The sequence below is a fragment of the Streptomyces sp. SM11 genome (assembly GCF_002910905.1).
In the GTDB taxonomy this organism is placed as follows: domain Bacteria; phylum Actinomycetota; class Actinomycetes; order Streptomycetales; family Streptomycetaceae; genus Streptomyces.
Genome location: NZ_NEUE01000123.1, coordinates 1 through 22,549 on the forward strand (window position 1 = coordinate 1; position 22,549 = coordinate 22,549).

The following is a 22,549-nucleotide window of genomic DNA, read 5'->3' on the forward strand; positions in this document are numbered from 1 at the left end:
GGGGCCGGCCGCTCCGGCGACCGCGACCACGGCTCCTTCGAGCACACCGGTCCCCTCACCCGTGCCGTTTGCGTTCATGGCCACCGCCTCCTCAGGAAAATGGTTCACGCGGCTGCCCGCTCGTCGTTGGCCGCGGTGATTCCCTTGGTGGAGGCAATCACGTGCTTCAGCTTCTTGGCGAGCGCCTCATAGAACATGCTCAGGGGAAACTCGTCCGGAAGCACGTCGTCGACGAGCTTGCGGGGAGGAAGTGTGAGGTCCAGGGCGTCGGGGCCCTTGGCCCAGCGGGATCCCGGGTGCGGGGCGAGATAGGTGGAGACCAGGTCGTACGCGGCGAACCAGTGGACCAGCTTGGGGCGGTCGATGCCGTCGCGGTAGAGCTTCTCGATCTCGGCGCAGAGCTGGTTGGTGACCTGCGGGGCACGGTCCCAGTCGATCTTCAGGGTGTTGTCGGTCCAGCGGACGACGTCGTGCTTGTGGAGGTACGCGAAGAGCAGCTGGCCGCCGAGGCCGTCGTAGTTGCGGACGCGCTCGCCGGAGACGGGGAAGCGGAACATCCGGTCGAAGAGCACCGCGTACTGCACGTCGCGGCCGTGGGCGTTGCCCTCGGACTCCAGTTTCACGGCCTCCTTGAAGGCGGTGAGGTCGCAGCGCAGCTCCTCCAGGCCGTACATCCAGAACGGCTGGCGCTGCTTGATCATGAACGGGTCGAACGGCAGGTCACCGTGGCTGTGGGTGCGGTCGTGGACCATGTCCCACAGGACGAACGCCTGCTCGCAGCGCTGCTGGTCGCCGATCATCTCGCGGATGTCGTCGGGCAGCTCCAGGCCGAGCAGGTCGACGGAGGCCTCGGCGACGCGGCGGAAGCGGGCGGCCTCGCGGTCGCAGAAGATGCCGCCCCAGCTGAAGCGCTCGGGGGCCTCGCGCACGGCGATGGTCTCCGGGAAGAGCACCGCGGAGTTGGTGTCGTACCCGGCGGTGAAGTCCTCGAAGGTGATGCCGCAGAAGAGCGGGTTGTCGTAGCGGTTCGCCTCCAGGTCGGCGAGCCACTCGGGCCAGACCATCTTGAGGACGACCGCTTCGAGGTTGCGGTCGGGGTTGCCGTTCTGCGTGTACATCGCGAAGACGACGAGGTGCTGGAGACCGTCCGCCCGGTCCTTCGCGGGCTGGAAGGCGAGCAGCGAGTCCAGGAAGTCGGGGACGCGGAAGCCGTCGGTGGCCCAGCGGCGCAGGTCGGTGACGAGCGCGCGGTGGTAGGCGACATCGTGCGGGAGGAGCGGGGAGAGCTCCTCGACCGCTGCGATCACCCGGTCGAGGACCTGCTCGACGGTGGCCGGGGAGGGGGCACCCTCGACCTCGAAGTCGATGGATCCGTCTTTGGACTGCCAGGGACGGATCTCCTCGACGGCATCCTTGAGCACAGGCCAGGCCGGGTGCTCGACCACCCGCCGGGCCGTAGCTATCGCGCCGTCGGTGGCGTCGTGCACAAGAATTTCCGTCATAACACTTCCTCCACGGGAGAACCTCGCGTGGATTCACCGTAACCGCGCAGGGTTCCTCCCGACAAGTGGGGGCCTGAAAATTATCCTGTATACCCCCATGGTCACCGCTGTTTTTCCTGCGACATCCCGGGTAGGCGCACAGTTCACCCAGCCGCCCCGGAGCACGGTCGGCCGGGCCCGCACGTCGGGGGACATCGCGGGCCACGGCCGCTACCCTCCCCAGTGCCGTATCGCCATCGCCGTACCTCCGCGCGGGCAGGAGCAGTCGACGGACCGCCGCCGACGGAAACGAGGTCGCCTTGTCATTTCTCACCCTGGGTCATCGCGGAGTGATGGGCGTCGAGCCCGAGAACACCCTGCGCTCCTTCGTCCGCGCCGAGGCGTCCGGGATGGACGCCATCGAGCTGGATCTCCATCTCAGCAAGGACGGCGCGCTTGTCGTGATGCACGATGTGGACGTGGACCGCACCACGGACGGGACCGGACCGATCGCGGCCAGGACCCTGGCGGAGCTGCGCGAGCTCGACGCCGGCCAGGGCGATCGGATCCCCGTCTTCGAAGAGGTTCTGGAGGCCGTCTCCTCCCCGCTCCAGGCGGAGATCAAGGACGTGGCGGCGGCCCGCGCGCTGGCAGACGTGATCCGGGAGCGCGAACTCGTCGGCCGGGTGGAGGTTTCCTCGTTCCACGACGAGGCCGTCACCGAGATCGCCCGGCTGGTGCCGGGCGTACGCACCGTCCTGATCGCCAGCCGGTGGGGCGCGGACGTGGTGGACCGGGCGAAGGCGGCGGGCGCGGCGACGCTCGCGCTGAACATCCGCCGCCTCACCCTGGAGGTCGTGGAGCGGGCCCACTCCAAGGACGTGAAGGTGATCGGCTGGGTGGTGAACACCCAGGACCAGCTGCGCCTCGCGCGGGCGCTGGGCCTGGACGGCGCGACGACCGACTTCCCCGAGATCCGCCGCGCCGGGCGCTTCACCGCCTGAGGGCGAGCGCCCTCAGGCGCCTTCCCCCGCGTCGCTCTCCTCGATGTTCTTGACGAGCAGTTCGAAGGCCAGGTCGTCGCGCTGCGGAACGCCGAAGCGCTCGTCGCCGTACGGGAACGGAGTGAGCTGTCCGGTACGACGGTAGCCGCGTCGCTCGTACCAGGCGATCAGGTCCTCGCGCACCGAGATCACCGTCATGTGCATCTCGCCGACGCCCCACGTCCGGCCGGCGGTGCGCTCCGCCTCGGCGATGATCAGCTTGCCGAGTCCACCGCCCTGGAGTCCGGGCCGGACCGCGAACATCCCGAAGTAGGCGGCGTCGCCCCGGTGTTCGAGCTGACAGCAGGCGACGAGTTCGCCGTCGCGCTCGACCGCGAGGAGCCTGCCCGCCGGAGCGTCGAGAACCTCGCGCACCCCTTGTTCGTCGGTCCGCTGCCCCTGGAGGATGTCGGCCTCGGTGGTCCAGCCGGTGCGGCTGGAGTCACCGCGATAGGCGGATTCGATCAGGGCCACCAGCGCCGGGACGTCCTCCTCGGTCGCGTCACGGAAGGTCAGCCGGGCCGAGTCGGGGGGCGTGGCGGTGTCCATGGTGGGGCGCTCCGTTTCTCTGCTGCCGTACGCACTCTGCTGCCGTACGCGATTCTCCGCTGCCGCGCGTACGGCCGCGGTCTCCGCCGTCGCACGTGCGGTCGAGAGTAGCGCGACCCGGAGCGCCCCCGGCGAGCCCCGGGCACACCCCCTTCACACCCCCGTGCGCCGGGTTCGGCGGCGGCAGCCCGGGCATCGATGGGTCGACCCGTAGTAGTGCGTGCGTCAGATCAGGGGAGGTGCGACGTGCACGGAGGGGCCCTGCCCGGCTGGTTGCTGATGGCGTTGTGCGCGGTGAGCGGCGCCTACTGCCTGCTGCGTGGCCGCGCGGGGACGCGGCAGGAGCGCCGCACCGCACGCTCGGAGGCGCTCATGGGCTTCGGTATGGCGGCGATGGCCGTTCCGGCGGCGGTGCTGTCGCCCCCGGACTGGGCCTGGGCGGCGTACGCGCTGCTGTTCGGCGCGGCGGCTCTGCGGGCACTGCGGCCCGCCCTGCACGGCGGCCACCACCGGCACCACCTGGTCGGCTCGCTGGCCATGGTCTACATGGCCCTCGCGATGGCCCCGGCGGTCACCGGGAGCGGCGGGGGCGGGCATGCCGGGCACGGGGCGGGCGGGGGAGCCGGAGGCATACCCCTGCTGACCGGGGCCCTGCTCGTCTACTACGCGTTCTACGTGCTGGGCTCGGCCGGCCGCCTGCTGCCCGGGACCGCCATGGCTCCGGCCGGCAGCACGGGCGTCGCAGGCCCGGGCCCAGGAGGTTTCGGTGGCGGGACGGACGGCCGGGCCGAGCTCACGACGGCCTGCCGACTCACGATGGGCATCGGCATGTTCGCCATGCTGCTCACCCTGTGAGACAGGAAGCGGGACAGAACCCCCGGCAAACCGTGGTCTGCGTCACTTGCCGGTCGTGGCCGTACCCCGGCCGCCCCCGCCCCTCATAAGCTGAAGCCATGCTGGTCTCCCTCGCGCTGCTGCTGCTCGGTGCACTGACCGCCCTGGTGACCCCGCGCCTGATGGCGCGCGCCCGGTGGCCGGAGCGCGAGCCGGTCGTGGCCCTGTGGGTCTGGCAGTGCGTGGTGGCCGGGGTGCTCCTGTCGTTCGCCCTGTCCATGACGTTGAGCGCGGCCGCCGCCTGGCAGGCGGTACGCGGCCATGTCTTCGCCCCCGCCCCGCACGCCGTGGTCGAGGCGTACGCCCTGGCGGCGTACGGGCCGTGGTCGGCGGTCATCGCGGTGCTGCTGGCGCTGGGCGGGCTGTGGACCGGGGCGATGCTCCTGCGGGAGGTCCGGCGGGCGCGGCGTCGCCGCAAGCAGCGCCGGGCGGAACTGCTGGTGCGTGCCCCGCTGATGCCCGGCGAGGAGCCCGGCGCCGACCGTCTCGTGGTGCTGGAGGGCGAGCGCCCCGACGCCTGGTGGCTGCCCGGCACGGCTCCGCAACTCGTCATCACCACCGCCGCGCTGGGCCGCCTGAAGGGCCGCCAGCTCGATTCGGTGCTTGCCCATGAACAGGGACACGCCCAGGCCCGGCACGACTGGCTGCTGCACTGCTCGTCGGCGCTGGCGGTCGGTTTCCCGCAGATCCCGGTGTTCGCCGCGTTCCGCGACGAGATGCACCGGCTGGTCGAACTGGCCGCCGACGACGTGGCATCACGCCGCTTCGGCCGGCTGACGACCGCGCTCGCCCTGGTCGGACTCAACGAGGACCGCGGAGTGTTCGGCCCCTGCCCCACCCCGCACGCCCAAGTGCCCCTCCGGGTCAACCGGTTGCTGGCCCCGGTCGACCGGCTGACGGCGGGTCGCAGGATCCGGCTGACGGCCGCCGCCGCCCTGGTGCCGGTCATCCCGGTGGTCGTGACCTTCGTCCCGGGGCTCCGCGCACTGGGATAGCCCGGGGGCGCGGGAAACCGACTCGGGGCGCGGGGTTGGCCTTCGGGCGTTGTCCTCCGCGAGGATCACCCCCATGCCCTCCCCCCTCCCCCGCACCGCGGCCGCCCTGTGGACCGGAGCCGTCGCCGCGGCGTCCGTGGTGCTGCTCGCGCTGGTGGCGGCGCGCTGGTCACCGCTGATGTCCCTGGACCGGGCGGTCGCCGAAGCACTGCACCGGCACGCGGTGGCCGACCCCGGGCTGGTCCGTGTGAGCCGGGTGCTGACGGACTGGGTGTGGGATCCCTGGACCATGCGCGCCCTGATCGCGGTGGCCGTGGTCGCCCTGTGGTGGCGGGGCGCGCGCACGCTCGCCCTCTGGGTGGCCGCGACGAGCCTGCTCGCCTCCCTCCTCCAGCAGGGGCTGAAGGCCGCGGTGGACCGGGAGCGACCGCAGTGGCCCGATCCGGTGGACTCGGCCCACTACGCCGCCTTCCCCTCCGGGCACGCCATGACGGCCGTCGTGAGCTGCGGGCTGCTCGTCTGGGTGCTGCGGCTGTACGGTTCGGGTCCCGGCGCCCGGGGCGCGGCGCTGGGCGTGGCGGTGGCCTCGGCGGTCGGTGTTGCGGCTACCCGGGTGTACCTGGGGGTGCACTGGCTGACCGATGTCGTGGGCGGTGCGCTGCTGGGGGTGGCCCTCGTGACGCTGACCACCGCCGGCTACGCGCGGTACGCGGCGCCCCGGGCTCCGGCGGAGGAGAACCGGCCCCCGCGGGCCTGAGACCAGGGAAGGGCGCTCTTGTCCGCTCGGGGGCGGACAGGGAAGGATCGCCCCCCATGGTGATCAAAGGCGTGCTGTTCGACTTCTCCGGAACCCTGTTCCGTATCGAGCCGGTCCGGCACTGGCTCGCCACTGTCCTGCGCGAGGAGGGCGTCGACGTGTCGCCGGAGGATTTCGAGCGGTACGTGAGCGGGCTCACGGCGGCCGGCGCCCTCCCGGGCGGCCCGTCTCCGGTCCGGGTCCCGGAGCTGCTGGCCGACGCGATGGCACGCCGGGATCTGAGCGCCGCTCTGCACCGTGAGGCGTACACCGGTCTGGCCCGGGGCGTCGCCCTGCCCGGTCCGGGGCTGTACGACGCGCTGTACGACCGCCATATGCGGCCGGAGGCCTGGCAGCCCTACCCGGACGCCGCCGAGGTGCTGGCAGGGCTGCGGAGCGCGGGGATCGCGGTCGGTGTGGTCAGCAACATCGGCTGGGACCTGCGCCCGGTCTTCCGTGCCCACGGGCTCGACGCCCTGGTCGACGCCTACGCCCTGTCCTTCGAGCACGGGCTCCAGAAGCCGGCTGCGGGACTTTTCCGTATCGGCTGCTCGCTGATCGGCCGGGATCCGGCCGACGTGGTCATGGTCGGTGACGACCGGAACGCGGACGGGGGCGCGGCGGCCCTGGGCTGCGAGGTCCGGTTCGTGGACCATCTGCCGGTGTCGGAACGGCCCGACGGCCTGCGGTCGCTGGAGCTGGTACCGCGCTGAGGCCCACAGCGAAACAGGGAAAGCGGACCGGGGTGTGAGGCATATCCCGCCGCGGAGGGGGTAGTGGTAGGCGCTTGTGGCCGTAGCCTGGTGGGCATGTCCCCGATGTCGTCGTCCCTGTCCGCGCGTTCCGCAGCCGAGGTCAACGCGGAGATCCGCGACCTGTGGCAGCGATCGGAAGGGTCTCTGACGCCACAGGACGAGGCGGAGTACCAGCGGCTGCTGGTGGAATGGGCCGCCGCCACCGGCGGGAGCGTCCGCGCCGCCGCCTGACCGTCCTGCCCCCGGCCCCTCGGCCGGAGGCGGGTGGGGAGATCGCGCCCGATCCGGCGATCCCCCGCGTCGCCGGATCCGGGCGCACCCTCGGCATGCCCCGTGGGACACGGCCGCGGACCGCGCCGGGGACCGGAGTTGCGGAGTCCGCCGTCGCAGGGATCCAGCATGTCCCCACCCGGCTCATCGGTCAATGAATTTCCGGCTCCACACGCACCGGGGCCGGTGCCGCACGGGCGGATGACCGCCCGGGAGACACCGCCCCCGGAATGCGTGGCGAGTCGGCTACGGGAACCGCTGCCGGATCAGCGCTCGAAGTAGTCCGGCTGCGTCTGCACGTTGAGCTCGTCCAGCTTGACCCGCTTGGCCGGGTTGGTGCGCCGGTCGTTCAGCTTCAGCACGTCGAAGCCCTTGGCGATGTCGCTGGAGTAGATGTGGCCGTTGTAGTAGTACGCCGACCAGGGGCCGGCCGTGGTGACCCGGTCGAGCGTGACCGGACCGCGCTCGAAGAAGGCGATCTCCTCGGGCTTGGACGAGTCGGTGAAGTCCCATACGGAGATACCGCCCTGGTACCAGGCCTGGACCATCAGGTCGCGGCCCTTCACCGGGATGATCGAGCCGTTGTGGGCGACGCAGACCTCGGCGTCGGCCTGGTGACGGTCGATCTTGAAGTAGCTGCGGAAGACCAGCTTGCGCTTGTCGCCCTTGCCGACGATGTCGTAGATGCCGTTGGCACCCCGCTCGGGACCGATCTCCTCGTTGCAGGTGGCCGCGCCGCCGCCACCGAGCTCGTCGGTGAACACGACCTTGTTCGCCCTCTGGTTGAAGGTCGCCGAGTGCCAGAACGCGAAGTTCTCGTTGTCCTGGACCCGGTCGATGATCTTCGGGCGCTCCGGGTCCTTGATGGAGAACAGCAGACCGTCACCCATGCAGGCTCCGGCTGCGAGGTCCTTGGACGGCAGCACCGTGATGTCGTGGCAGCCGGTCGTCCTGGAGACGCCCGGGTTCTCGGGCGCACCCGGGTTGCCGCCGTCCGGGAAGAGCACCGGGAAGTTGACGATCCGGGCCCTCTGGGGCGCCTTGAGCGGCACCTTGATGATGGAGATCCCGTCGTGCGGCGGTTGGCAGTCCGGGAACGCCTCGTTGGGCGAGTACGAGGAGACGTACACGTACACGTTCTTCTTGCCGCCCGGCACCAGCGTGTGCGTGTGGGAACCGCAGGCGGTCTCCACGGCGGCGATGTACTCGGGCCGCCGCTTGTTGCTGATGTCGAAGATCTTCATGCCCTCCCAGGAGGACTTCTCCGTGGCGGGCTGACTGGCACTGGAGCAGGAGTCGTCGCTGCGCGAGGAGTCCGTCGACAGGAACAGCAGGTTCCCGGAGACCGAGATGTCGTTCTGCGCGCCGGGGCAGAGGACCTGGGCGACCGTCCTGGGCTTCTTCGGCTTGCTGATGTCGTAGATGACGAAGCCGTCGTAGTTGCCGACGTAGGCGTACTTGCCCTGGAACACGAGGTCCGTGTTGGCGCCCTTGAGGGCGCCCTTCGGCACGTTCGTCAGGTGCTTGATGTTCGAGCTGTGGACGATCTCGTCCACGCCGGGTATGTCACCGCCGGCTATCGCGGCCCTGGCCTCGGCCTGCTCGCTCCTGGTGACGGAACCGCGGTCGGCCGGGGCGTCGCCCGGGTCGGGGGTCGCGGCCGCCGTGGTGGCCGTCAGCAGCGTGGCGAGGAGTCCGGCTGCGGCTGCCACCGCGCCCAGACGTCTGCGCCGCACGCGGGTGGTGTGCAACGAGGTCACTGCGTCCTCCCTTGTATCCGTTCGGGGTCGCGAACGGTTCATGAACCCCCGGCAGTATCGTCCCTCTCATGTACACAACAACAGACGGCAACACAGCCGTGGGGAGAGTTTCCGATCTTCGGCCCGTGGAAGCGTGTCAGGACGGTCCACAACAAACCATGTGGCACAGGAGGTCGCCGTGTTGATCCATCGCCGGTCCGCAGCTCTGCGCTCAACCGCTCTCGCGGCGGCGGCGGTTGCCGCCGCGCTCGTCCTGGGAGCCTGTGACGCGGACAGCGGTGACGGAACGTCCGACAGGGCCAAGGACGCAGGTCCGGGCGTGGTCGCGCCCGGCAGACCGGGCGAGCCCGCCCGGACGCTCTCCGCCGAGGAGGCCGCCGAGGAGGCCGGTCAGGACACCGCCAACTCCGCGGACTTCCGCTATACGCAGATGATGATCGAACACCACAGGCAGGCGCTCGTGATGACCGAACTCGTTCCGGAGCGGGCCTCCTCCACCACCGTCAAGCGGCTCGCCGAACGCATATCGGCCGGCCAGAAGCCGGAGATCGGCGCGATGGAAGGATGGCTGGAAAGGAACGGCGGAGATAAGCGCAAGCAGCACCACGACCACGCCGGGATGCCCGGCATGGCGACCGACGCCCAGCTGAAGAAGCTGCGCGCCACCGAGGGCAAGGCCTTCGACAAGCTCTTCCTGGAGCTGATGATCACCCACCACCAGGGGGCGCTCACCATGGCCACGGAGGCGCTCAGCGAGGGCAACGACATCATCGTCGAGGAGATGGCGAGCGACGTCGTCGCCCAGCAGTCCGTGGAGATCAACCGGATGCGCGGGCTGATGGACTGAGCGGTTCGGCCATCCGGCGACCCGGCCACTCACCCCGTGCGGTCGATGGTGCAGATCGGCCCGGCGGTGCGATCCTGGAAGCAACCTCCGGGAAGAGGTGCGTTGTGCTCTCAGTCGCCGTCGTCGGTTCCGGTCCCAGCGGGGTCTACACCACCCAGGCCCTGCTCCAGCAGTCGCTCGTGGCCGATGTGCGTGTGCACGTCCTGGACCGGCTGCCCACCCCGTACGGACTCGTGCGGTACGGGGTGGCCCCCGACCACGAGAAGATCAAGTCGCTGCAGAACGGTCTGCGGGCGGTGCTGGAGGACGAGCGGGTCACCTTCGTGGGCAACGTCGGCGTCGGTGGGGTGCAAGGGGTCTCCCCCGCCAGGCTCGCGGAGCTGTACCACGCGGTCGTCTACTGCGTCGGGGCCTCGGCGGACCGCCCGCTGGCGGTGCCGGGCGAGAGCCTGCCGGGCAGCTACTCCGCCACCCGCTTCGTCTCCTGGTACAGCGCCCACCCGGACATCGGCGCCGACCCGTTCGCCCTGGACGCCCGCTCGGCCGTCGTGATCGGAGTGGGGAACGTGGCGGTCGACGTGACCCGGATCCTGGCGCGCGGCGCCGACGAACTGCGGACCACCGACGTGCCCCGCGCCGCGCTGAGCGCGCTGGAGGCCAGTCGGGTGCGCGATGTGCACATCGTGGGCCGACGGGGCCCCTCCCAGGCCCGGTTCACCACCAAGGAGCTGCGGGAGCTGGGGGCACTGCCCGGGGCGCGGGTCGTCGTCGACCCGGCGGAGCTCGCGCTCGACCCGGCGTACGCGGCTCCGGACGGCCTGCCGGGGGCGCCTCCGCTGCCCGCCGTTGTGCGGCGGAATCTGGCGGTCCTGCGCGGCTGGTCGGCGGGCAGGGCCGAGGCCGTGGCGGGCGCGGCAGGGGATGTGCCGTCCGGGGCGCCGGGCGGGTCACAGGCCGCGCGCCGGATCCGGCTGCGGTTCTTCCTGCGGCCGGTGGAGCTGCTGGAGCACGCCGGACGCGTCGCCGGGGTGCGGTTCGCCCGGACGGCTCCGGACGGCGCGGGCGGGGTCCGGGACACCGGCGCGTACGAGGATGTCGAGGCCCAACTGGTCCTGCGGGCCGTCGGCTATCGCGGGGTGGAACTGCCGGGGCTGCCCTTCGACCCGGCGCGCGGCACGGTGCCGCACGCGGTGGGCCGGGTGCTGCGGGACGGAGTGCCGTCGCCGGGTGAGTACGTGGCGGGGTGGATCAAGCGGGGGCCGACCGGGGTGATCGGTTCGAACCGCTCCTGCGCCAAGGAGACGGTGACCTCGCTCCTGGAGGACGCGGCCGCGCTGACACGGCGTACGGCGGCGGACGATCCGCTGGCCGTGCTGCGGGCGTGGGGGCTACGGCCGGTGGAGTGGGCCGGCTGGCTGTCGATCGAGCGCGCGGAGGCGGAGCTGGGCCGCTCGCTGGGGCGCGGCCCGGTGAAGATCCCCGACTGGCCGGGTCTGCTGGCGGCGGCCCGGGACACGGACCGCTGAGCGGCGCCCCGCGCTCTCTCCTCATTCCCGGGTCGCGACCACCAGCCGGGCCCGGGGGCTGCCGTCGGGACGCAGGCCCAGTTCGGTCAGCGGCAGCAGCCGCACGACGAATCCGGCCTGTGTCAGGTCCTCCAGCACATCGCCGAGCCGGAACGTGCGGTAGTACATGATGAACCGCGGCCGCCAGAGGGCGTTGCGCACCCGCATCGCAGCGTCGAAGCCGAACAGCGACCAGTAGGCGCGCGACCCGACCGGGGGTGGTGCGCCGAGCGGGAAGACGAACTGTCCGCCCGGCCGGAGGGATCCGTACACCTCGACGAAGAGGCCGAAGCGTTCGGCGGGCAGGAAGTGGCCGAACGCGCCGAAGCTCAGAGCGAGATCGAAGGCGGGCTCGAAGGGCAGCGAGCGGGCGTCGGCCCGTACCCAGTCCACTGCCGGCCTCTCGCTCCCGGGCGGGAAAGCGGCCCTGGCCTCGGCGAGCATGCCCGCGCTGAAGTCGACCCCGACCGCCCGTTCCCGGCACAGCTGCCGGAGTACGCCCACTCCCGCGCCGGTGCCGCAGCAGACGTCGAGTCCGGTGTCGAAGGGGCCGAGCTCGCGCACCGCACGGGTGACGGCTTCGAGCACATGGTCGGGGGTGCGGTAGGGCGTCCGGTCGAACTTCGGGGCGAGGAGGTCGTATCCACGCTCGGTCGAGGAGAGCGCCTGGACGGCCAGTTCGCGCACGGTGGGGCCCTGTTCGGGGCCCTGAAAGGTGAACATCACGGACCACTCTACCGACACGGCGCACCCTCCGCGGCCGGTCGTGGCAGCAGTGCGGGCACCTGGGCGTCGGGGCGTCAACGGCCTCCGGGAAGCCGCCGCTTGAGGGTGATGGCCGTTTCGGCGGCGTACGCCTGGGTCCAGCTGCGGCCGGCCCCGGACTTCCAGGTGACCTGGACCGTGGAGCCGTCGGTCCGGGCGCTCTCCACGGTCATGGCCCGGTCGCCGTCGCGCACGTCGCCGCGGCGCAGTTCGCCCGCCGTGACCGTGACAGGGCTCTCCCCGGGCGCGTTCTCGGTCTCCTCGGCCGCCCGGAGGAGCAGGGCGGCCAGCTCGCGGGCCGCCGCGGGGGTGCAGGACCAGACGAACTCCCCGGCCGGGGGCGAGAACCGGATGCCGACGCGAGGTGCCGGGACCGCCTCCCCCGCGGTGACCGTGAGCGGCACGGCCTCGCCCGCGGTGACCGCGACCGGCATCGGGTGGCCGTCGGCGTCCGTGATCCCGCTGCTCATCGTCTTCTCCTCGGGGTCCTTGTCTTCGGCCGTGTCCAAGCCGTCGTCCGGCCGTCGCACGGCCTCCGCCAGGATGTCAGCACCCGGCGGCGGGGCGCACGAGCGGGGCGGGGGCGTGCACGGCACGCCGGACGGCCGCCCACGCGGGGGCACGCCGACGCCACCGGGGCGGTGGGCGTGTGCGCGAGCCACTGTCAGTGGTCGGGTGCAGACTGGCACTGTTCCGGCACAACGACGTTTCGGGAGGTCCAGAAACATGACCGACGTACTGCTCACCGCAGGCACCCGCAAGGGTCTCTTCATCGGCCGCAGACGCGGCGGGGCCTGGGAGATCACGGGCCCGCACTTCAACGCGCAGGCGATCTACTCGGTCGCCGTGGACACCCGGGGGGACACTCCGAGAATCCTGGTCGGCGGGGACAGCGCGCACTGGGGGCCGTCCGTCTTCCACTCCGACGATCTGGGCGAGACCTGGGTCGAGCCGCGACAGCCCGCGGTGAAGTTCCCGAAGTTCACCGGAGCCTCGCTGGAGCGCGTCTGGCAGTTGCACCCGGCAGGCCCCGAAGCGCCGGACGTGGTCTACGCGGGCACGGAGCCGGCCGCACTGTTCCGTTCCGAGGACCGGGGCGAGTCGTTCGAGCTGGTCCGGCCGCTCTGGGAGCACCCGACCCGCCCGCGGTGGGTGCCGGGCGGCGGCGGCGAGGGGCTGCACACCGTTCTGACCGACCCCCGGGACGCGAAGGCCGTGACCGTCGCCGTGTCGACGGCGGGCGTGTTCCGGACCAAGGACGGCGGTGCGAGCTGGGCCCCGTCGAACAAGGGAGTCTCCGCGGTCTTCCTCCCGGACCCCGACCCGGAGTTCGGCCAGTGCGTCCACAAGGTCACCCGGGACGCGGCCGACCCGGACCGGCTCTATCTGCAGAACCACTGGGGCGTGTTCCGCAGCGACGACTCCGGCGACCACTGGATCGACATCGGTTCGGGCCTGCCCTCCGACTTCGGGTTCGCCGCCGCCGCGCACCCGCACCGCGGCGACACGGCGTACATCTTCCCGATCAACGCCGACGCCGACCGGGTACCGGCGGAACACCGCTGCCGGGTGTTCCGTACGACCGACGCGGGACGGACCTGGGAGCCGCTCACGGAGGGCCTGCCGGACGGGGCTCACTACGGCACGGTGCTGCGGGACGCACTGTGCACCGACGACGCCGATCCCGCCGGGGTCTACTTCGGCAACCGCAACGGCGAGTTGTACGCCAGCGCGGACGACGGGGACAGCTGGCAGCAGCTCGCCTCGCATCTGCCGGACGTCCTGTGCGTGCGGGCGGTGGCGCTCGGCTGACGGCAGTTGATCGGAGTGGTCGTATCAGCAGTAGAGTGCGGGCCGTGGCAGCACGACCGTTGAAAGAGATCATCGAGCCGGGGTGGGCCGACGCCCTCGAACCCGTCGCCGAACGCATCGCCGCTATGGGCGACTTCCTCCGCGCGGAGATCGCCGCGGGACGCACGTACCTGCCCTCCGGGGCTCATGTACTGCGGGCGTTCCAACAACCATTCGAGGAGGTGAGAGTGCTGGTCGTCGGCCAGGATCCGTACCCCACCCCGGGACACGCGATCGGGCTGAGCTTCGCGGTGGCCCCCGACGTCCGGCCGCTGCCGGGCAGCCTGGAGAACATCTTCCGGGAGCTGCACACGGATCTGGGGCTGCCCAGACCGTCCAACGGCGATCTCACACCGTGGACGCGCCAGGGGGTGCTGCTGCTCAACAGGGCGCTGACCACCGCGCCCCGGCGGCCCGCCGCCCATCGGGGCAAGGGCTGGGAAGAGGTGACCGAGCAGGCCATCAAGGCGCTGGCGGCCCGGGGCACTCCGCTGGTGTCGGTGCTGTGGGGGCGCGACGCCCGCAATCTGCGTCCGCTGCTGGGGAACTTCCCCGCGATCGAGTCATCGCACCCCTCTCCCATGTCCGCGGACCAGGGCTTCTTCGGCTCACGGCCGTTCAGCCGCGTCAACGAACTACTGGAGCGCCAAGGGGCCCAGCCGGTGGACTGGCGGCTTCCGTGACCCACCCCCCTGCGTCGCCCGCCCTGGCCGGAACCGGCGCGCAAATCCTCGGGGTGGACTCCGGGGGCTCCGGACTGCGGGTGGCGCTCGGCCGGGTGGGGCTGCCCGGGCCCCTCGCGACGACGGTCTGCGCCGAGCCGGTGCGGACGGGCCCCGGCGGCATCGACGCCGGTCATCTGCTGGATCAGCTGCTGCCCGCCGCCCGGGAGTTGCTGGAGCGGGCAGCCGCCTCCGCGCCCGACGACGCCCCGGCTGGTGAGGTCGCGGCGCTGGCGATCGGGGCGGCAGGCATGGCCACCCTGGGCGAGCGGTTGCGGGCGGAGCTGCCCGGCGCACTCGCGGACGCGCTGGGGGTACGCCGGCTGGCGCTCGCCGCCGACGCGGTGACGGCCTACGCGGGCGCGGTGGGACAGCGCCCCGGGGCTGTCGTCGCGGGCGGCACGGGCATGATCGCCCTCGGTACGGACCTGACGGATTGGCACAGGGCCGACGGCTGGGGTCATCTTCTGGGTGACAGTGGCGGCGGTGCGTGGATCGGCCGGGCCGGGCTGGACGCGGCGATGCGCGCCCATGACGGGCGGCGTGGCGGTTCCCCCGCGCTGCTGGACCGGCTGCGGGCCGTGTTCGGACCGGTCGAGTCGCTGCCGGGGCTGCTCTATCCACGCTCCGACCGGCCGGCCGTGCTGGGCTCGTTCGCCCCGGAGGTGGCGGCGTGCGCCGGAGCGGATCCGGTCGCCGCCGGCATCCTGCGGGCGGCCGCCGGCCATATCGCCGAGGCGGCGGCGGCCGTGTGCCCGACGACTGGGTGCCCGACGACCGCCGGGGAGGACAGCGAGATCCGCGCGGTCGGCGAAGTGGCCCTGACGGGCGGCCTGTTCCGGATGGGCGAGCCGCTGATCGCGCCCCTGCGCGAGGAGCTGGCACATCTCTTGCCAGGGGCTCGCGTGACGTCGGCGACGGGCGATCCACTGACCGGCGCACTCCGGATCGCGCATGCCCTGGCGGCCGGGGATCTGCGCTTGCCGCGCCATCCGACGATGCTGTTCGTGCCCCGGGAGCACGGGACCGGGCAGCCGGTCGGAACAGCGGTACGCGACGAACCCCGGGCGGGGTGACGTGCAGCGGGCCGGAGGGGGAAGCGGACGGAGACCGGGCGGAACAACGAGCCGACAGACAGGGACACTCCGGTGGTACATCACTCATCGGACATAAGCGGATAGTCAACGCTCGACCGGACCCTCCCCGAACAGAGGGACAGGCAAAACCAGTAGCATGCGGCGCCATGAGCACCCCCACTGGGCCCGCTTCCGGCCTGCCTGTACGAATGCCGCGACCTCGCCAGTCCGGACGGCACCGCCGCCCGGAGCCCGTGGTCGCACCCGAGGGCGCTGCCGCGCTCGTTCTCGCCGTTCCCGGTACCCCCTCTTCGGCCACGCGCAGCCTGGCCGAAGAGGTGATCAGCATCGCCCGTTCCGAGCTGCCCGGCCTCAACGCCCGGATCGGCTACCTCGACGGCGACGACGCCGAGTACCCGACCCTTGCCACCGTTCTCGCCCATTCCGCCGCCGAGCGCGTCGCGCGCTTCGAGCAGGCCGTCGCCGCCGAGCGTGAGGTCGCCGAGCCCACGGGTCCGCCCGCCGTCGTGGTCCCGCTGCTCGCGGGTCCCGACAGCGCGTTGATCCGGCGGATACGGCAGGCCGTGATGGACAGCGGTACGCAGGCCGAGCTGACCGATGTGCTCGGCCCGCACCCGCTGCTCGCCGAGGCCCTGCACGTACGGCTGTCGGAGGCCGGTCTCGCGCGCGCCGACCGCGCCAGGCTGTTCACCGTCGCCACCGCTGCCGACGGCATCGTGCTGGCCACCGTGGGCGGCGAGGAGGCCGTGCAGGCCGCCGGGATCACCGGCATGCTGCTGGCCGCCCGGCTCGCCGTGCCGGTGATGGCCGCCGCGCTGGACGTGGAGGGCTCGGTCGCCTCGATCGCGGAGCAGCTGCAGGGCTCCGGTTCCGCGCAGCTGGCGCTGGCGCCGTACCTGGTGGGCCCGGAGGTCGACCCCGGCCTGCTGGACGCCGCCGCGAAGGAGGCGGGCTGCGCGACGGCCGAGCCGCTGGGCGCCTACCCGGCGATCGGCAAGCTCGTGCTGTCCCTGTACGCCACGACGCTGGGCATCACGCCGGCGACGCCGCAGGGCGCGCAGGGCGCACAGGGCGCACAGGCACACTGACCGGACGCCGTCGCCGTCGGGCGGCGGCTCGGGAAGCCGGACAGTCAGGACGGGCCCGGACCGGAGGAGATCCCCGGTCCGGGCCCGTCGTGCTGTCCGCGCCGTCCGGGGCTGCTGTGCCGTCCGGGGCTGCCGCTGTCAGGCGAGAACGACACAGGAGGCCGCGGGGACCTCGACGGAGCCCGCGTGCCGCGGGACGCCCGTCTCGGCGTCCACGGCGAACCAGCTGACGTTCCCGGAGTGCTCATTGGCCGCGTACAGCCACTGGCCGCCCGGGTCGAGCGTGAGGTCGCGCGGCCAGCGGCCGCCACAGCCGACGGTGGCCACCAGGGCCGCCTCCTCGCCGCTCTCGTCGAGGGTGAGCACGGAGATGCTGTCGTGGCCCCGGTTGGCGGTCCACAGGAAGCGTCCGTCGTGCGCGACGACCACCTCGGACGGGTAGGTGCGCGCAGCGCCCCCGGCCGCCTCGTGCTCGGGCAGCACCGGCGTCTCCCCGAGCACGTCGAGGCGGCCCGCCGCCGCGTCCCAGCGGCACACGGTGAGGGTCGGCTCCAGCTCGCCCAGGACGTAGGCGAGGGAGCCCGAGGGGTGGAAGGCCAGATGGCGTGGTCCGATGCCCGGCCGCAGGGCCGTCTCGCCGTGCAGGCGCAGGGTGCCGGTGGCCGGGTCCAGGGCGCAGACGCGTACGGAGTCGGTGCCCAGGTCCACGCTGACCACCCAGTTCCCGGAGGGATCGGCGAGCACCTGGTGGGCGTGCGGGGCTTCCTGGCGGCCGGTGTCCGGGCCGCTGCCCTCGTGCCGGAGCACCGCGGCCGCTGCCCCCAGCGATCCGTCGGCGAGGACCGGCAGAGCGGTGACGCTGCCGGAGGTGTAGTTTGCCGTGACCAGGTGGTTCGCGGCGAGCGCGAGGTGCGTGGGCGCATCGCCGGCGACGGCCCGGACGGCGCCCAGAAGGGCCGGTACGTCGCCGTCGAGAGCGAAGGCGGCGGCGACGCCCGGGGCGCTCTCGCCGACCGCGTACAGGGCCGTGCCGCCCGGTCGGGGGCCCACGACGAGGAACGAGGGATCGGGCACGGCGTCCGTGGAGCCGAGCACGGTCAGCGCACCGGTGTCCCGGTCCACGGCGGCGGCGGTGATGCCGCGCCCGCCCGCCGAGGTGAACGACCCCATGAATGCCCGCCCGGCGCTGTTGCCGATCATCGCGCTACCCCTCTTCACCGTCGCCGCGATCTTCACGGCCGACGGTAGCAGGCACCCCGCCGCGGTCCAGACCAATGCGGCCGGATGGGATCGGCGGGCGCGGTACCGCGGGCCTGCCGGCGGCCCGAGGGGCGATCAGGCCGGTTCGGGGGCCACGGCAGGTGTCCGGCCACTCCGGCCCTGGAGTGGTGCCGCCAGTGCGGCGAGCGCGCGTTCCAGGCCGTGGAGGTGGGCCAGGGCGGGGTCGGCGGCGGCCCCGGGCAGCTCGAGCAGGTGAAATCCCCGGGCGCCGTCGGGCGCGGTGAGCGCCTCTACGGCCGTCTCGACGCGGGAGCACGCGGCCGACAGCCGTGCGTCGTGCGAGGCGTCCGGGTCGGCGGCGATGGAAGCCAGCCCCCGGACCTCCCGTACGCAGTCGTCCAGCAGCGCGAGCACCTGCCGGGCGCGTGCCTTGCGGGCCGGCAGCGGGCTCAGGGGGTGCACCAGCGGTGCGAGGGAGAGCCGGACCCGGCCGAGCAGCACCTCCAGTTCGGCGACGCGGGGGCCCGGGTCGGCGAGCGTCGAGCCGGCGAGGCGGTCGGCGGCCTCGGCCGTACAGGCGTGCACGCAGCGCAGCGCCTTCTGGATCCACGCGTCGGTGATGGCGTGGGTGGTGACGGGGAGGACCAGCAGCACGGCGAGCACCGCGCCGAGCGCGCCGACGGCGGTCTCCGCGACGCGCAGCCAGAGCAGGGCGGCGTCCAGGACGCCCAGCACGCCGTAGAGCATGCCGACCATCACCGTCACGAAGAACATCATCCAGCTGTACGAGACCGCCGCCGTGTAGAAGATGCCGAAGACGCTGACCGCGACGATGGCGGCGGTCGGGGCGCCCGCGCCGTCGAGCGGGATGGCCACGGCGAAGCCCGCGACGATGCCGATCACGGTGCCCAGGACCCGCCGGAAACCCCGTACAAGAGTCTCGCCGCGCGAGGTGGTGTTGACGAAGACCCACCAGGTGGCGCCCACGGCCCAGTACCACCGCTGGTCGGACAGGACCTGCCCCAGACCGAGCGCGAAGGCCCCGCCCAAGGTGGCCTGGACGGCCTGCCGGGTGGTGATGCGCAGCGGGCCCCGCCCCTCCGGGGGAGCGGGCGCGGCCACGACCGGCAGCCGCCGCTCGTAGCACCACAGGCCGAAGCGCACGACGGACGAGGCGCACAGGGACAGCACCACGGCGACGTACAGCTCGGGCAGCTGCCCGGGCACGGTGTGCAGGAACTGTGCGGCGAAGAACGTCATGAACGCGAAGACGCCCAGCGCGTGCCCGCGCGGCCCCCAGCGCCGGGCGTACACGCCCGCCCCCATCACGGCGAGGAAGATCAGGTCGCGGGCGACCGGCTGATCGTGCAGCACCGCGGCGACGGCGAGGACGGGCAGACCGACGACGGGGAGCAGCACGGTGGTGACCGCCTGCCCGCGCACCGTCGGGTCGGTCACGGTGAAGAGGGCGAGCAGTGCCGCGAGGCCGCCCGTGATGGCCGCCACGAGCGAGAGCCCGGCGAGGCCGCACAGCGCGACCGCGAGACCGATGCCGAGAACGGCCCGGACGGCGAAGCGCAGCCGTGCCCGTCCCGGGTCCGGCGCCACGAACACCCTCTTCAGCACACTTCCACCCCTTCCGCGTCACCGCGGGACTCGCATGAAAAAGGCGCCGCGGAATTCCGCAGCGCCATCGACATCACCATTGCAGCACCTATCGGGCCCGTGGATCAAACCAGGAGGGATACTCTGTGCCAACGGACCAGCAGAATGGCCGAACGGTCGGCCGTCAGCATGCCAACGGACCAACGGCTCGGAAGGAGATCCGCGGATCATGGCGGTGGATGCTCTCGACACCCGCATCCTGCGCCTGCTGATCGAGCAGCCGCGCACCAGCGTCCGGGAGTACGCGCGCATCCTCGGCGTGGCCCGCGGCACTCTGCAGGCCCGGCTCGACCGGCTGGAGCGCGACGGCGTTATCACCGGCACCGGACCGGCCCTCTCCCCCGCCGCGCTCGGCCATCCCGTGCTCGCCTTCGTCCACCTGGAGGTCACCCAGGGGCATCTGGTCGAGGTGGGCGACGCCCTGGCGGCCGTGCCCGAGATCATCGAGGCGTTCTCGACGACGGGCGGAGGCGATCTGCTGACCCGGGTGGTCGCCCGGGACAACGGGCACCTGGAGGATGTGATCCAGCGGCTGATCCAGCTGCCGGGGGTCGTCAGGACGCGGACGGAGGTGGCGCTGCGCGAGCGGGTGGCGCACCGGGTGCTGCCACTGGTGGAATCCGTGGGGCGCGCGGCGGGCGACCGGGACCGGCCGGGTTCCGGGGCGGGCCGGGGGTGACCGGTCCCGTCGGTCCAGACTGCGGCATGCTGGGGCCATGACATCCCGCCCCGTAACCCCGCCCGGCCCTCACGTGATCTTCGATCTCGACGGAACGCTGGTGGACAGCGAGCCGAACTACTACGAGGCGGGGCGCCGGCTGCTCGCCCGGTACGGGGCGCGGGACTTCGACTGGGAGGTCCATACCCGGTTCATCGGCATCAGCACCCTGGAGACGCTGACCGTCCTGCGCGCGGAGTACGGGATCGACGCCCCCATCGATGAACTGCTCGCCGGGAAGAACGCCCTGTACCTGGAGCTCGCCGCGGCGTCGACGGAGGTCTTCCCGCAGATGCGGGTGCTCGTGGAGCGCCTGCACGCGACCGGGGCGCCGATGGCGGTGGCCTCCGGTTCGTCCCGGGCCGCGATCGAGGCGGTGCTCGCGGTCACCGGGCTCGACGCGTACATACCGCTGTACGTCTCCGCCGAGGAGGTCCCGCGCGGCAAGCCGGAGCCGGACGTGTTCCTGGAGACGGCCCGGCGGCTGGGGGCGGAGCCGGCGGACTGTGTGGTGCTGGAGGATGCCCCGGCCGGAGCTGCGGCCGCGCGGGCGGCGGGCATGCGGTGCATCGCCGTCCCCTATGTGCCGGAGACCGCGTCCGACCCGGCGTTCACAGCCGCCGACCTGCTGTTCGAGGGCGGACAGTCCGCGTTCACGGCCGAGGCCGCCTACCGCCTGCTGCTCGACTGACAGTGATGATGTTCGTGGTGACGCCGCCGGTGGGTCTGACCCTCCGACTGACTGACGTCTCGACTGTCCTGTCTGGGATTTGTCGGCCCGCCCGGCGTCACCACGCACGCGGCCGGACGGGCGCTTGTGACTTCATAGGAGTCAGCCGTTCACCTGCGGATGACGCCTCGCGGGCGTGAAAATCGGTACGGGGGCTGTCCGCCGACGCCGATCGATGTTTGGGCTGTGAGCCCGCATAGGAGTCTGGTGAGGGAGTCGTCCGAGGGGCCGCACACTGTCGCCTTGAGCACGCCGATCAGCTTCTCCGTTCCCCTCAGGCTCTCCGGGCAGCCCCCGCCCGCGCGAGTACGACAGGGAGTGTGTGATGGAGGAGTTGAGAGAGGATCACGACGACGGAACGGTGGGCAGGGTCGCGGCGATCGACATCGCCAAAGCATCGGGGATGGTCTGCCTGCGCGTCCCGCACGACACCATCGAGGGCCGGCGCGTCCAGCAGGTCTGGAACGTCGCCTCGACCACCAATGCGATCCTGGAACTCGGAGACCGGCTCGTCTGCCAGGGCGTCGAGCGCGTGGTGATGGAGGCGACAGGCAACTACTGGCGCTCCTTCTTCTACCTGCTGGAAGCCCGCGGCCTTCAGTGCTGGCTGGTCAACGCCCGTGACGTGAAGAACGTCCCCGGCCGGCCCAAGACCGACAGGCTGGACGCGGTCTGGCTGGCGAAGCTCGCTGAACGCGGCATGGTCCGGGCCTCGTTCGTCCCGCCCGAACCCGTCCGGCAGCTGCGGGACTTCACCCGCACCCGCACCGTGTTCGTCCAGGAACGCACCCGGCACAAGCACCGAGTGGACAAGGCCCTGCAGGACGCGCAGATCAAGCTGTCCGGGGCCGTCTCGGATCTGTTCGGCCTGTCGGGGCGGGCCATGATGGACGCCATGGTCGCCGGTGAACGCAACCCGCGTGCCCTCGCCGAGCTTGCCCAGGGCAGCCTGGTCAAGAAGAAGGCGCTGCTGGTGGAAGCCCTGACCGGCCAGTTCGAGGACCACCACGCTCGGCTGCTCGGGGTGCTGCTGGCCACGGTCGATCATCTGACCACACAGGTCCACGAACTCGACCGGCTCATAGCCCGGACGCTGGAGGAGATCACCACACCGCACGACGGCACGGGCGCCGATGACGAGCCTGCCGCCCCGGTGAGTGCGCGAGTCCTGGTCGAACGTCTCGATGCCGTTCCCGGTATCGGGCCGACCACCGCGCAGACCATTGTCGCCGAGATCGGCGCGGACATGAGCCGCTTCCCCACCCCCGAGCACCTGGCCTCATGGGCGAAGCTGTGCCCCAGAACCATCCAATCCGGCGCGAAACACACCACAGGCCCGGCCGGACAGGGTAATCCCTGGCTCAAGGGCGCGCTCGGCGAGGCCGCCAACGCCGCCGCCCGCACCGACACCTTCCTCGGCGCCCGCTACCGCAGGATCGTCAAACGCCGCGGACACGCCAAAGCCCTCGTCGCCGTCGCCCGCTCGATACTCATCATCGCCTGGCACCTGATCAACGACCCGGACGCCTCCTGTCAGGAGCTTGGTGCCGACTGGCACCGGCGCCATCTCGACTCCGCCCGCAAGACCCGCGACCTCGTCCGCCAGCTCCAAGCCCTCGGCCACCAAGTCGCCCTCACTCCGACAGCAGCCTGACCGTCCGGTCACCGTCATCCGGTCCGCAGGCGGCCCGGATGCTGCCGCCTGCCCTCCCGAAGGTCGATTTTCCGTTCAGCATC

22 protein-coding genes are annotated in these 22,549 nt (G+C 72.2%); 15 read left to right on the forward strand and 7 right to left on the reverse strand.

The features are described from left to right. Positions 1 to 104: 104 nt before the first annotated feature. Positions 105 to 1,502, reverse strand: coding sequence for a DUF6421 family protein (locus B9S58_RS09135; protein WP_103531613.1), 1,398 nt, complete (start codon positions 1,500 to 1,502; stop codon positions 105 to 107). Between the two features lie 332 nt (positions 1,503 to 1,834). On the opposite strand from B9S58_RS09135, the gene B9S58_RS09140 reads away from it, so the two are divergent. Beyond that, entirely contained in the window at positions 1,835 to 2,485 is a 651-nt protein-coding gene (locus B9S58_RS09140; RefSeq protein WP_103531614.1) for a glycerophosphodiester phosphodiesterase family protein, read from the forward strand. Between the two features lie 12 nt (positions 2,486 to 2,497). Here B9S58_RS09140 and B9S58_RS09145 read toward each other — a convergent pair whose 3' ends face one another. Continuing rightward, positions 2,498 to 3,073, reverse strand: a complete 576-nt coding sequence (locus tag B9S58_RS09145) for a GNAT family N-acetyltransferase (RefSeq protein WP_103531615.1) — start codon at positions 3,071 to 3,073, stop codon at positions 2,498 to 2,500. 246 nt (positions 3,074 to 3,319) lie between these two features. On the opposite strand from B9S58_RS09145, the gene B9S58_RS09150 reads away from it, so the two are divergent. The 5 genes from B9S58_RS09150 (at position 3,320) to B9S58_RS37885 (ending at position 6,744) form a co-directional block, all read left to right on the forward strand. Further along, a complete protein-coding gene (locus B9S58_RS09150) occupies positions 3,320 to 3,928 on the forward strand; it encodes a DUF5134 domain-containing protein (protein ID WP_103531616.1) in 609 nt (202 codons plus the stop codon). Between the two features lie 98 nt (positions 3,929 to 4,026). Further along, on the forward strand, positions 4,027 to 4,962 hold the full coding sequence (locus tag B9S58_RS09155; protein ID WP_103531617.1) for a M56 family metallopeptidase: 936 nt from the start codon (positions 4,027 to 4,029) through the stop codon (positions 4,960 to 4,962). 73 nt (positions 4,963 to 5,035) lie between these two features. After that, positions 5,036 to 5,719: a phosphatase PAP2 family protein gene (locus tag B9S58_RS09160; protein WP_103531618.1), complete on the forward strand. Its 684-nt coding sequence runs from the start codon at positions 5,036 to 5,038 to the stop codon at positions 5,717 to 5,719. A 56-nt stretch (positions 5,720 to 5,775) separates the two neighbouring features. Beyond that, positions 5,776 to 6,471, forward strand: coding sequence for an HAD family hydrolase (locus tag B9S58_RS09165; RefSeq protein WP_103531619.1), 696 nt, complete (start codon positions 5,776 to 5,778; stop codon positions 6,469 to 6,471). A 96-nt stretch (positions 6,472 to 6,567) separates the two neighbouring features. Next, positions 6,568 to 6,744 carry a hypothetical protein gene (locus tag B9S58_RS37885; RefSeq protein WP_181009243.1) on the forward strand — a complete coding sequence of 59 codons (177 nt, stop codon included), beginning with the start codon at positions 6,568 to 6,570 and terminating at the stop codon, positions 6,742 to 6,744. A 305-nt stretch (positions 6,745 to 7,049) separates the two neighbouring features. On the opposite strand, the gene B9S58_RS09175 is transcribed toward B9S58_RS37885, so the two are convergent. Next, positions 7,050 to 8,543, reverse strand: coding sequence for an LVIVD repeat-containing protein (locus B9S58_RS09175; RefSeq protein ID WP_103531621.1), 1,494 nt, complete (start codon positions 8,541 to 8,543; stop codon positions 7,050 to 7,052). 160 nt (positions 8,544 to 8,703) lie between these two features. Between B9S58_RS09175 and B9S58_RS09180 the strand changes: the two genes are divergently transcribed. After that, on the forward strand, positions 8,704 to 9,390 hold the full coding sequence (locus B9S58_RS09180; RefSeq protein ID WP_103531622.1) for a DUF305 domain-containing protein: 687 nt from the start codon (positions 8,704 to 8,706) through the stop codon (positions 9,388 to 9,390). 104 nt (positions 9,391 to 9,494) lie between these two features. Continuing rightward, positions 9,495 to 10,916 carry an FAD-dependent oxidoreductase gene (locus B9S58_RS09185; RefSeq protein ID WP_103531623.1) on the forward strand — a complete coding sequence of 474 codons (1,422 nt, stop codon included), beginning with the start codon at positions 9,495 to 9,497 and terminating at the stop codon, positions 10,914 to 10,916. A gap of 21 nt (positions 10,917 to 10,937) precedes the next feature. Here the strand turns inward: B9S58_RS09185 and B9S58_RS09190 are convergent, their stop codons facing one another. Then, positions 10,938 to 11,678: a class I SAM-dependent methyltransferase gene (locus tag B9S58_RS09190; protein ID WP_103531624.1), complete on the reverse strand. Its 741-nt coding sequence runs from the start codon at positions 11,676 to 11,678 to the stop codon at positions 10,938 to 10,940. Positions 11,679 to 11,755: 77 nt separating this feature from the next. Further along, the gene (locus tag B9S58_RS09195) at positions 11,756 to 12,190 is read right to left on the reverse strand and encodes a hypothetical protein (RefSeq protein ID WP_103531632.1); all 435 of its coding nucleotides are present in this window, start codon (positions 12,188 to 12,190) and stop codon (positions 11,756 to 11,758) included. A 256-nt stretch (positions 12,191 to 12,446) separates the two neighbouring features. Between B9S58_RS09195 and B9S58_RS09200 the strand changes: the two genes are divergently transcribed. The 4 genes from B9S58_RS09200 (at position 12,447) to B9S58_RS09215 (ending at position 16,478) form a co-directional block, all read left to right on the forward strand. After that, positions 12,447 to 13,532: a glycosyl hydrolase gene (locus tag B9S58_RS09200; protein ID WP_103531625.1), complete on the forward strand. Its 1,086-nt coding sequence runs from the start codon at positions 12,447 to 12,449 to the stop codon at positions 13,530 to 13,532. A gap of 44 nt (positions 13,533 to 13,576) precedes the next feature. Continuing rightward, positions 13,577 to 14,254: a uracil-DNA glycosylase gene (locus B9S58_RS09205; RefSeq protein WP_103531626.1), complete on the forward strand. Its 678-nt coding sequence runs from the start codon at positions 13,577 to 13,579 to the stop codon at positions 14,252 to 14,254. Continuing rightward, on the forward strand, positions 14,251 to 15,369 hold the full coding sequence (locus B9S58_RS09210; protein WP_103531627.1) for an N-acetylglucosamine kinase: 1,119 nt from the start codon (positions 14,251 to 14,253) through the stop codon (positions 15,367 to 15,369). Before B9S58_RS09205 ends, B9S58_RS09210 begins: the two co-directional genes overlap by 4 nt. 167 nt (positions 15,370 to 15,536) lie before the next feature. Then, positions 15,537 to 16,478: a sirohydrochlorin chelatase gene (locus tag B9S58_RS09215; protein ID WP_103531628.1), complete on the forward strand. Its 942-nt coding sequence runs from the start codon at positions 15,537 to 15,539 to the stop codon at positions 16,476 to 16,478. Positions 16,479 to 16,616: 138 nt separating this feature from the next. Here B9S58_RS09215 and B9S58_RS09220 read toward each other — a convergent pair whose 3' ends face one another. Continuing rightward, positions 16,617 to 17,678 (reverse strand): lactonase family protein, encoded by a 1,062-nt coding sequence (locus B9S58_RS09220; protein ID WP_103531633.1) that lies wholly within the window; start codon positions 17,676 to 17,678, stop codon positions 16,617 to 16,619. Between the two features lie 135 nt (positions 17,679 to 17,813). After that, positions 17,814 to 19,325 (reverse strand): FUSC family protein, encoded by a 1,512-nt coding sequence (locus B9S58_RS09225; protein WP_103531629.1) that lies wholly within the window; start codon positions 19,323 to 19,325, stop codon positions 17,814 to 17,816. Positions 19,326 to 19,533: 208 nt separating this feature from the next. Between B9S58_RS09225 and B9S58_RS09230 the strand changes: the two genes are divergently transcribed. The 3 genes from B9S58_RS09230 (at position 19,534) to B9S58_RS09240 (ending at position 22,466) form a co-directional block, all read left to right on the forward strand. Beyond that, entirely contained in the window at positions 19,534 to 20,043 is a 510-nt protein-coding gene (locus B9S58_RS09230) for an Lrp/AsnC family transcriptional regulator (protein ID WP_103531630.1), read from the forward strand. 37 nt (positions 20,044 to 20,080) lie between these two features. Continuing rightward, positions 20,081 to 20,773 (forward strand): HAD family phosphatase, encoded by a 693-nt coding sequence (locus B9S58_RS09235; protein ID WP_103531631.1) that lies wholly within the window; start codon positions 20,081 to 20,083, stop codon positions 20,771 to 20,773. 364 nt (positions 20,774 to 21,137) lie between these two features. Next, positions 21,138 to 22,466, forward strand: coding sequence for an IS110 family transposase (locus B9S58_RS09240; RefSeq protein ID WP_103531105.1), 1,329 nt, complete (start codon positions 21,138 to 21,140; stop codon positions 22,464 to 22,466). Positions 22,467 to 22,549: the final 83 nt, after the last annotated feature.

Coding starts and splice junctions, on each gene's coding strand:
- B9S58_RS09135 (WP_103531613.1), bottom strand. CDS start 1,502: ATGACGGAAATTCTTGTGCACGACGCCACCGACGGCGCGATAGCTACG.
- B9S58_RS09140 (WP_103531614.1), top strand. CDS start 1,835: ATGGGCGTCGAGCCCGAGAACACCCTGCGCTCCTTCGTCCGCGCCGAG.
- B9S58_RS09145 (WP_103531615.1), bottom strand. CDS start 3,073: ATGGACACCGCCACGCCCCCCGACTCGGCCCGGCTGACCTTCCGTGAC.
- B9S58_RS09155 (WP_103531617.1), top strand. CDS start 4,027: ATGCTGGTCTCCCTCGCGCTGCTGCTGCTCGGTGCACTGACCGCCCTG.
- B9S58_RS09160 (WP_103531618.1), top strand. CDS start 5,036: ATGCCCTCCCCCCTCCCCCGCACCGCGGCCGCCCTGTGGACCGGAGCC.
- B9S58_RS09165 (WP_103531619.1), top strand. CDS start 5,776: ATGGTGATCAAAGGCGTGCTGTTCGACTTCTCCGGAACCCTGTTCCGT.
- B9S58_RS37885 (WP_181009243.1), top strand. CDS start 6,568: ATGTCCCCGATGTCGTCGTCCCTGTCCGCGCGTTCCGCAGCCGAGGTC.
- B9S58_RS09190 (WP_103531624.1), bottom strand. CDS start 11,678: ATGTTCACCTTTCAGGGCCCCGAACAGGGCCCCACCGTGCGCGAACTG.
- B9S58_RS09195 (WP_103531632.1), bottom strand. CDS start 12,190: ATGAGCAGCGGGATCACGGACGCCGACGGCCACCCGATGCCGGTCGCG.
- B9S58_RS09200 (WP_103531625.1), top strand. CDS start 12,447: ATGACCGACGTACTGCTCACCGCAGGCACCCGCAAGGGTCTCTTCATC.
- B9S58_RS09215 (WP_103531628.1), top strand. CDS start 15,537: ATGAGCACCCCCACTGGGCCCGCTTCCGGCCTGCCTGTACGAATGCCG.
- B9S58_RS09220 (WP_103531633.1), bottom strand. CDS start 17,678: ATGATCGGCAACAGCGCCGGGCGGGCATTCATGGGGTCGTTCACCTCG.
- B9S58_RS09230 (WP_103531630.1), top strand. CDS start 19,534: ATGGCGGTGGATGCTCTCGACACCCGCATCCTGCGCCTGCTGATCGAG.
- B9S58_RS09235 (WP_103531631.1), top strand. CDS start 20,081: ATGACATCCCGCCCCGTAACCCCGCCCGGCCCTCACGTGATCTTCGAT.
- B9S58_RS09240 (WP_103531105.1), top strand. CDS start 21,138: ATGGAGGAGTTGAGAGAGGATCACGACGACGGAACGGTGGGCAGGGTC.